Below are 8,320 nucleotides of genomic sequence, written 5' to 3'. Positions count from 1 at the left end.
CCGCCGGTACGGCCAGCGGACGGGGTGGTGGGGGAGGTTTTATGAGTCTTTCGTTCCGGGGGAAGTGCATCGTGGGCTGGGGCTGCGGGGAATATAGAGTCTGCGGAGCATGTTCCCACTCTGTGGAATGCATAGCGGCTGCTAGACTCGAAAACACCTCGTCAAGCACCGATGGATTCCAACGGCATCCGCAGATTCTATATTCCCCTCCGCCCCAAGGATAGTTTTTCGCCGGGACGAAAGACTCATATACCCACTCCACACCCCGTCCGCCGGCCGTTCCGGCAGCGTCCTCACCAGCTTAACTAAATCCCCACTTTAAACTGGTGATGTGAGAAACCAATTGACAAGAAGCGCCACTAAGGCTTATAATCGACCATAAATAACGGTTTTTGTGTTTCCAGCAGAGACATTTGAACGCCATATGGAGATTAAAGGCGGACAGATAAGAAACCGTAAGAAAAGACAGATGTGAGGGAATGATATGGTACGATATTTTTTAAAACGGCTTGGAATGATGCTGATTGCGCTCTTTCTGATAGTGCTTCTGACCTTTGCCATTATGCACGCCGTACCCGGCGGGCCGTTTACCAGCGACCGTCAGGTATCGGAGGAGGTGCTGCAGGCACTGAATGAAAAATATAATCTGGATAAACCGCTGCCGGAACAGTTTTTTGATTATTTAGGCAACATACTGCATGGTGACTTAGGACCTTCCTATAAGTATACCGGCAAACAGGTAAGTGATTATATTACCAACGGTTTCCCGGTATCGGCAAAGCTTGGATGCATCACGATTGTTTTTGTCCTGCTGGCCGCTGTCCCGATGGGAATCCTGGCGGCAGTGAAGAACGGGAAGTGGCAGGATATGGTTCTGATGGCAGTCGCCACAATCGGCGTTACAATACCTTCTTTTGTCATTGCTTCCGTTCTGATATACATATTTTCCTTCCGGCTGAATCTGCTCCCGACCTACGGAGTCGATACCTGGAAGGGATATATTCTCCCCGTTATCGCTCTGGGAGGATATTCTTTAAGCTATATGGCGCGGCTGATGCGTTCCAGTCTCCTGGAAGTAATGGGACAGGATTATATCCGCACCGCCAGGGCGAAAGGGCTTTCGGAGACGAAGGTCGTTCTGAAACACGCCATGAGGAATGCGCTGATCCCGGTTATCACCGTACTGGGACCCACTGTGGCAAACCTGATGACAGGCAGCTTTGTAATTGAGAAGATTTTTGCTATCCCTGGCCTGGGAGTTCATTTTGTCAACAGCGTGCAGGTGAGAGATTATACCACGATCATGGGCGTTACCATTTTCTACGCCACATTTTTGATGGCGATGATTTTCATCGTGGATATTTTCTACTGTCTGATTGACCCAAGAATCAAATTCGAATAAGGACGGGGATGTGTAATGGATAATAAATGGGAAATGCTTGAGTCCTCCAATGAGGACCGCGAGAAAATTTGGACTAAAAACAGAACATTTGCCGGAGATGTGTGGTACCGCTTCCACAGGAAACCAACCGCTATCGCAGGCTTTATCATTATTCTGTTCCTGCTGTTTTTTGCAATTGCAGGACCGATGTTTACGAAATACAGTTATTCCACCCAGAATCTGGAGGTAGTGAATATTCCTCCTTATATGAAGGTGTTTGAGACACCGGATAATTCCGGATATCTCTACATCACGCAGGCGCTGAAGGTACTCCAGGTAGATAAGGACGGCAAGCTCGGCGTACAGCTTAAGAAGGTCCGGGAAGAGTCGGACCGGTCAATGACGATTTATGACTGCAACGGCACTGAGATAGGCCTGTATTACGGGCAGAAACCTTATGTTATTGCCAATCCGGAGACGAAGACAATCTATCCGACTGCTAAAATCTGGAACAAATCCTATGTGCTTGGCACGGATAACCTGGGACGGGATATCCTGACCCGACTGATGTACGGCACAAGAGTATCTCTGATGGTGGCCTTTGTGGCGGCAGCCGTCAATATGGTGATTGGAATACTCTTCGGCGGTATATCAGGATATGCGGGAGGAATGGTGGATACGGTAATGATGCGTATTGTGGATATTATCAGCACGATTCCGCTTACACTGTATGTCATCCTGATTATGGTCCTTCTGGGCCAGGGAATCCAGAGTATCATCATTGCCCTGGGAACCGTGTACTGGGTCGATATGGCCAGGGTGGTCCGGGGGCAGGTGTTAAGCCTCAAGGAGCAGGAATTTGTCCTGGCGGCCAAAACCATCGGCTCATCCACGAAAACGATTTTGTTTGAACATTTGATTCCCAATGCCATGGGCTCCATTCTGGTAACGGTTACAATGCTGATTCCGTCCGCCATCTTCATGGAGGCATTCTTAAGCTATCTGGGTATCGGCCTGAAACCGCCGTTAGCCAGCCTTGGAACCATGTGCAACGACGCGACGGAAAATCTTCGTTCCTGTCCGCACCAGTTATTTATTCCGGCCCTTGTCATCTGTATTATCATGTTTGCCTTCAACTTTGTAGGCGACGGCCTGAGGGATGCGCTGGACCCGAAACTGAAAAAGTAAGGAGTGAGAACATGGAACCGATATTAAAAATAGAAAATTTGAAGACTTCGTTTATGACCAGCGGCGGTGAAGTTCAGGCCGTCCGCGGAGTCAGCTTCTCTGTGGGGAAGGGGGAGATTCTCGGAATCGTGGGAGAGTCCGGTAGCGGAAAAAGCGTTACCTCCATGTCCATACTCCGTCTTTTGGCAGATACGGCCAGAATTAAGGACGGCTCCATCCTGTTTGAGGGGGAGGACCTGACGAAGCTGTCCAAAAAACAAATCCGGAAAATCAGGGGAGAGAAGATTGCCATGATTTTTCAGGATCCGATGTCCTCATTGAATCCGCTGATTCCGGTGGGAAAACAGGTGTCGGAGATGATCCGGGAACATCATCCCGACAAGAGCAGGGAGGAACTGAAAAAAGAGGTGATGGAGCTTTTCTCCAGAGTCCGTATACCGGAACCGGAAAAACGGTACCACTCATTTCCTCATGAATTTTCAGGCGGTATGCGTCAGCGTGTCATGATCGCGATGGCCCTTGCCAACAAGCCGGAGCTTCTGATCGCAGATGAGCCGACCACCGCCCTGGACGTGACGATCCAGGATCAGATCCTGCGCCAGTTGCGGGAGCTTGAAAAGGAGTACGGCACCAGCATTATTTTCATTACCCATGACCTGGGCGTTGTGGCGGAGCTGTGCGACCGTGTTATTGTTATGTACGGCGGCCTGGTAATGGAGGAAGCGCCGATTGAAGATATTTTTGAGCATCCCAGCCATCCGTATACGATGGGGCTGCTGGCTTCGATACCTGATATTGAACAGAACAAAGAGGTGCGGTTAAGTCCAATACCCGGTTCACCTCCGGATATGACGAATCCGCCGAAGGGCTGTCCTTTTGCACCGCGCTGTCCTTATGCGAGGAGCGTGTGCGCAGTAGAGTTGCCGGAATTCAGCGCAGTGGGAGAGGGACATTATTCCAGATGTTTCCTTTTATCCCCGGATGCACCGGCCGATGAAAATAATCCATTTAAACTAAGGAGCAAGCCATGAGTGAGCAGAATATACTGGAGGTCAGAAACCTCACAAAACATTTTAAAGCAGGCCGCAGGCAGGTGGTGCATGCCGTGGACGATGTGAGCCTGACGCTCAAAAAGGGCAGGACGCTGGGGCTTGTCGGCGAGTCGGGCTGCGGAAAGTCAAGCTGTGCCAGAACGATTATCAGAATGTACGATCCCACCTCCGGACAGATCATTCTGGACGGGGATGATATAACGAATTTGAGCCAGAAACAGCTCAAACCATACAGAAAAAAGATGCAGATGATTTTTCAGGACCCTTACGCTTCCCTGAACGCCAGAATGACGGTGCGCGACATCATAGCGGAGCCTCTGGTGGCACATAATGTTGTGAAAAGGAAGGATCAGTCGAATGAGCTTGTCTATCCGATGCTGGAGCGGGTGGGACTTACCAAGGAACACGCCAACCGTTATGCACATGAGTTTTCAGGCGGACAGAGACAGCGTGTCGGCATAGCCAGGGCACTGATATTGCAGCCGGAGCTGGTTATCTGCGATGAACCGATTTCCGCGCTGGACGTGTCAATCCAGGCCCAGGTCATCAATCTCCTGAAAGATTTCCAGGAGGAAAAAGGGGTATCCTACCTGTTTATTGCCCATGATTTATCGATGGTGCGCTATGTATCCGATGATGTGGGAGTTATGTACCTGGGGCAGCTGGTAGAGGTATGTGAAGCCGGCGAGATTTATAAAAATCCGCTGCACCCCTATACAAAAGGCCTGCTGGGGAGTATTCCGATAGCCAATCCGAAGCTGGCGAAGATGAAGGAAAAGAGCAGTATTGAGGGAGATATTCCAAGCCCGATAAAGCCTCCCTCCGGCTGCCGTTTCCATACCAGATGTCCTTATGCGAAACCGGCCTGCAGCGAGGCGGTCCCGCAGATGAAAGACGCGGGGAACGGCCATATGGTGGCCTGTCATCTGTACTGACCGGCGGTGAGGCTGCACCGCACCAACAGGTTTTTCGGCGCAGAGGCAACAGATAGTTACTATTCATGGCCTGTATTCCGCGAGGTGTTTTCGTGCGCATTTTGCATGAAAATCCCGAGTTGTACGGCGCGAAAATGCGTTTTTCAGCAGGGCCGTGAAAAGTAACAACAGATACTCTGTGCGCCTGAAACATAAAAATCCAAAAAGGAGGAGAAATATTATGAAAAAGAAAGTAAGTCTGCTTTTAGCCCTCGGCCTTGTATGCACTACCGTGCTTTCAGGCTGCGGCGGCGGCAGTACGCCCACAGAGCCTCAGACAATCGCTGATGCGACGACGGAGGCGGCAGGAAGCGAGGCATCCACGGAGGGGGCAGAGGCGGCAGATACTCTGGCCGATGTTCAGGAGATGACGTTTGTACTTAACAATGAGCCGGACGGAATCGATCCGACAATTACGAACAACTCGTTTGCAACGCCATTTCTGGTAAATTGTTTTGAAGGCCTTGTGACCTATAATGAAAAAGGAGAGGTAGTACCGGGTAATGCAGAATCTTGGGAGTCGAATGATGATCTTACCGAATTTACCTTCCATTTAAGGGACGGATTAAAATGGAGTGACGGTAGTGATTTAACAGCAGATGACTATGTATATTCTGCACTCCGTGTTTTGACACCATCGACGACTGCACAGTATCTTAACATGATTTCCGACTATGTTGTAAATGCAGAAGAATATTATGCCGGAACAGCTTCAGCTGAAGATGTGGGAGTAAAGGCGCTGGACGAAAAGACAATTCAGTATACTTTAAAAGCTCCATGCCCATACTTTGTTGATTTAGTAAGCATGTGGGTATACTTCCCGGTTCAGAAAGCTACGGTAGAAGCAAACGGCGATAAGTGGACCAATTCAGCAGAAACATATGTTTGTAATGGACCATTTAAGATTACCCAGATGAACATGGGAGAGAGTTTTATACTTGAGAAAAATGAAAATTACTGGGATGCTGGAAATGTAACGCTTGAGAAATTAACATATCGTTATATACTTGACACATCAACTGCTCTCACTGCTTATGAAAATAATGAGGTGGATGGTGTCAGAACAGTACCGTCCGGCGATATGGCAAGGCTGAAAGCTGAAAATGCGGGACTTGTCACAGCGCCAAGTTATGGAACTGTTTATTATAATATAAACTGTGAAAAAGAGCCTTATAATAATCCGTTAGTAAGAAAAGCGCTATGTCTGGCAATTGATCGTGATGCTCTTATTAATAATGTAGCACAGTTGGATGCAGTTCCAGCATATAGTTTTTACGCTCCTGGTTACGTGGTTGACGGTAAAGATTTGACAGACGGACGTTCAGATTTTGGCTTGTCCTCCACTGCTAATCCTGAAGAGGCAAAGAAAGTGCTGGCAGAAGCAGGATATCCTGATGGTGAGGGGTTCCCAACTTTACAGCTTTCTTTCTATTCTGATGATAATGTAAAGAAGATTGCTGAGGCAATCAAGGAAATGTTAGAGCAGAATCTCGGCATTAAGGTGGAAGTAAGTTCCGCTGACTGGGCAGTATTCTACAGCGATGTTCAGTCAGGCAACTATGAAGTAGCAGCAATGGGCTGGAGCGCAGACTATGTTAACCCTATGAGCTTCCTTCCATTAATGTATACAGATGACGTGACGAATAACGGAAATTACAGCAACAAAGAGTATGATGCGATTGTTGATCAGATTAAAGTTGAAAAGGATCCGGTCAAATTCGGTGAACTTGTTAAACAGGCCGATAATATCGCATCATCTGAGTATGCAGTATTGCCATTATACTATAAATCTAATAACTATCTGGTAAAGGATTATATCAAGGGTGTATATATGACATCTTCCTCTAACCTTTACTTTAAAAATGCAAAGGTAATGGCAAAATAAAAATTAACGTCAGGCAACAATAATAGATTGCGCAGCGTCTGCAGCAGTGATGAAAATCGGTTGCAGACGCTGCGCATTTCTTGGATTGACGGACAGGAAAAAGGTTCACAAAACTGTCTTTTTCCGGATGGCGGAAAAGGTGATAAAAGCGGGAGTGGAGCGTGTTTGAAAATTCATTCCCGCCATCTGCACGTCCCACTTCGGGGAACAATCTCCCACAAAGTGTGACGCACATCTGACGGAAAGCAGTTTTCAAACATGTTCTAGCAGGAGGGAAAATGATGAGATGTATTATTACAACAGAGGGCTTCGGTGAGATGGTATTTGAATTATATCCGGAGCATGCACCTCTTACAGTAAAGAACTTTGAGGATACGGCGAAAAGCGGTTTCTATGACGGTCTGGCCTGGTGCCGGATTGTGAAAGATTACGTAATTCAGGCAGGTTCCCCGGACAATGATATCATGACGGACAGCGACTGGCATATTAAAGGGGAGTTTGAGGAAAACGGAGTATCAAACCCAATTCCTCATATAAGGGGAGCCATTTCCATGGCCCGCGACGACGGTTATAACACGGCGGGAACACAGTTCTTTGTTGTACACCAGGATGCGCACAAGCTGGACGGCCGTTACGCAGCCTTCGGGCAGATGGTGTCCGGGTTTGATGTTCTGGATCAGATAGCCGCGCTTCCGACACATGGGGCCGAAACGTGGAATAGGCCGGTGGAAATGCCGGTGATGAGTTCTGTGAGAATTGAGTAACGATAACCTGTACGCTCCGCACACAGGTCATCGGCATCAATAAATAGGCGGGTACGCTGCTGGGGCTTTCGCCAAGTAATGTATACAGTTAAACCATCAGGCTGCGTTACCGTACCACCGCCGCTTCAACGAAAATGTGATTTCTCACGTTTTGCAGAAGCGGCGATGGGTTTCCTATCGGATTAATCTGTCACCTGTTTTGGGGATAAGCGGCCTGATTGGTTTGTAAGACCATAGTTAGCGGACATTAAACGCCCAGGCCGCTTCTTTTCTTACGGGAATGGTGTGAGCCGTTCCACTGTCAGTGTAGCATTAGTAAGCATTCCCAGCTCAAACGTTGCTGCTCCGGTGGACAGAAACGCCAAATCTATCTGCCCGCTTAAAAATTCAATGACGCTTCCCTGCAAGACGGTATAATTTGTTGTAGAAAGCGTGCTAAACTGCATGGTGGACTCAATAAAGCTTCCGTTCTGACGCACGCCTGCAGAAATTGTCTGTCCCGGAGTTGCAACCGGGGCAATACGAATCATAAAGTTTATTTCATATTCGCCCGGAAGGAAGATCTGCAGTTCATTTTGGCTTTGCCCGATATTGAATGAGGGCATGTTATTATTCTGTTGCAGCTGTTCAACCTGCCCGATGTCAGACAGATTAAATGACTGGGCAATGTTGGAATAGAGTCCGCCGAAGGCAGCGTCAGCCACTTTGACGTCATTAATATTTACGGTTGCTGGATTATCGCTTAGGAAAATATCCAAATTGGGAGATATAAAATTCAAATCTTCACCAAATCTGATGGGGATCGGTCCCCCGTTACCATTAACATAAAATAGAATATCACCTGGCTCAAATGTGCCCTGCGGTCCGGGCTCTCCTTGTATACCCTGAGGTCCGGCGGGCCCTTGTGGACCGGTTTCACCTTGTATACCCTGCGGTCCGGGCTCTCCCTGTAATCCCTGAGGCCCAGCGGGTCCCTGCGGCCCGGTTTCACCCTGTATACCCTGAGGTCCCGGTTCACCCTGTAAGCCCTGAGGCCCAGCGGGTCCCTGAGGTCCCGGTTCGCCTTGCAGGCCCTG

Annotated in this window: 10 protein-coding genes; 7 read left to right on the top strand and 3 right to left on the bottom strand. The window is 48.5% G+C overall.

Annotated elements, in window-relative coordinates:
- Nucleotides 1-484: 484 nt before the first annotated feature.
- The 5 genes from CLOSYM_RS08435 (at nucleotide 485) to CLOSYM_RS08415 (ending at nucleotide 6,480) form a co-directional block, all read left to right on the top strand.
- Nucleotides 485-1,402, top strand: a complete 918-nt coding sequence (locus CLOSYM_RS08435; protein WP_003506831.1) for an ABC transporter permease — start codon at nucleotides 485-487, stop codon at nucleotides 1,400-1,402.
- Between the two features lie 15 nt (nucleotides 1,403-1,417).
- The gene (locus CLOSYM_RS08430) at nucleotides 1,418-2,569 is read left to right on the top strand and encodes an ABC transporter permease (RefSeq protein ID WP_003506834.1); all 1,152 of its coding nucleotides are present in this window, start codon (nucleotides 1,418-1,420) and stop codon (nucleotides 2,567-2,569) included.
- Between the two features lie 11 nt (nucleotides 2,570-2,580).
- Nucleotides 2,581-3,600, top strand: coding sequence for an ABC transporter ATP-binding protein (locus CLOSYM_RS08425; protein WP_009296266.1), 1,020 nt, complete (start codon nucleotides 2,581-2,583; stop codon nucleotides 3,598-3,600).
- The gene (locus CLOSYM_RS08420) at nucleotides 3,597-4,556 is read left to right on the top strand and encodes an ABC transporter ATP-binding protein (RefSeq protein ID WP_009296265.1); all 960 of its coding nucleotides are present in this window, start codon (nucleotides 3,597-3,599) and stop codon (nucleotides 4,554-4,556) included. The genes CLOSYM_RS08425 and CLOSYM_RS08420 overlap by 4 nt, the downstream gene beginning before the upstream one ends.
- Before the next feature lie 220 nt (nucleotides 4,557-4,776).
- A complete protein-coding gene (locus CLOSYM_RS08415) occupies nucleotides 4,777-6,480 on the top strand; it encodes a peptide ABC transporter substrate-binding protein (RefSeq protein ID WP_003506841.1) in 1,704 nt (567 codons plus the stop codon).
- Nucleotides 6,481-6,585: 105 nt separating this feature from the next.
- Here CLOSYM_RS08415 and CLOSYM_RS24240 read toward each other — a convergent pair whose 3' ends face one another.
- The gene (locus CLOSYM_RS24240; RefSeq protein WP_408646412.1) at nucleotides 6,586-6,666 is read right to left on the bottom strand and encodes a hypothetical protein; all 81 of its coding nucleotides are present in this window, start codon (nucleotides 6,664-6,666) and stop codon (nucleotides 6,586-6,588) included.
- Between CLOSYM_RS24240 and CLOSYM_RS24235 the strand changes: the two genes are divergently transcribed.
- Entirely contained in the window at nucleotides 6,656-6,796 is a 141-nt protein-coding gene (locus tag CLOSYM_RS24235) for a DUF6783 domain-containing protein (protein ID WP_350337137.1), read from the top strand. The genes CLOSYM_RS24240 and CLOSYM_RS24235 overlap by 11 nt on opposite strands.
- Nucleotides 6,759-7,244: a peptidylprolyl isomerase gene (locus tag CLOSYM_RS08410; RefSeq protein ID WP_003506843.1), complete on the top strand. Its 486-nt coding sequence runs from the start codon at nucleotides 6,759-6,761 to the stop codon at nucleotides 7,242-7,244. The genes CLOSYM_RS24235 and CLOSYM_RS08410 overlap by 38 nt, the downstream gene beginning before the upstream one ends.
- A gap of 272 nt (nucleotides 7,245-7,516) precedes the next feature.
- On the opposite strand, the gene CLOSYM_RS23405 is transcribed toward CLOSYM_RS08410, so the two are convergent.
- Both CLOSYM_RS23405 and CLOSYM_RS23400 read right to left on the bottom strand, forming a co-directional pair.
- A complete protein-coding gene (locus CLOSYM_RS23405) occupies nucleotides 7,517-8,023 on the bottom strand; it encodes a hypothetical protein (protein WP_081697060.1) in 507 nt (168 codons plus the stop codon).
- Nucleotides 8,020-8,320, bottom strand: a 301-nt coding sequence (locus tag CLOSYM_RS23400) for a hypothetical protein (protein ID WP_278245260.1), incomplete at its 5' end; no start/stop codon positions are given. The genes CLOSYM_RS23400 and CLOSYM_RS23405, both read right to left, overlap by 4 nt.

This window comes from [Clostridium] symbiosum ATCC 14940 (assembly GCF_000466485.1).
Taxonomy (GTDB): domain Bacteria; phylum Bacillota; class Clostridia; order Lachnospirales; family Lachnospiraceae; genus Otoolea; species Otoolea symbiosa.
This window is presented reverse-complemented; position numbering and strand designations above follow the sequence as displayed.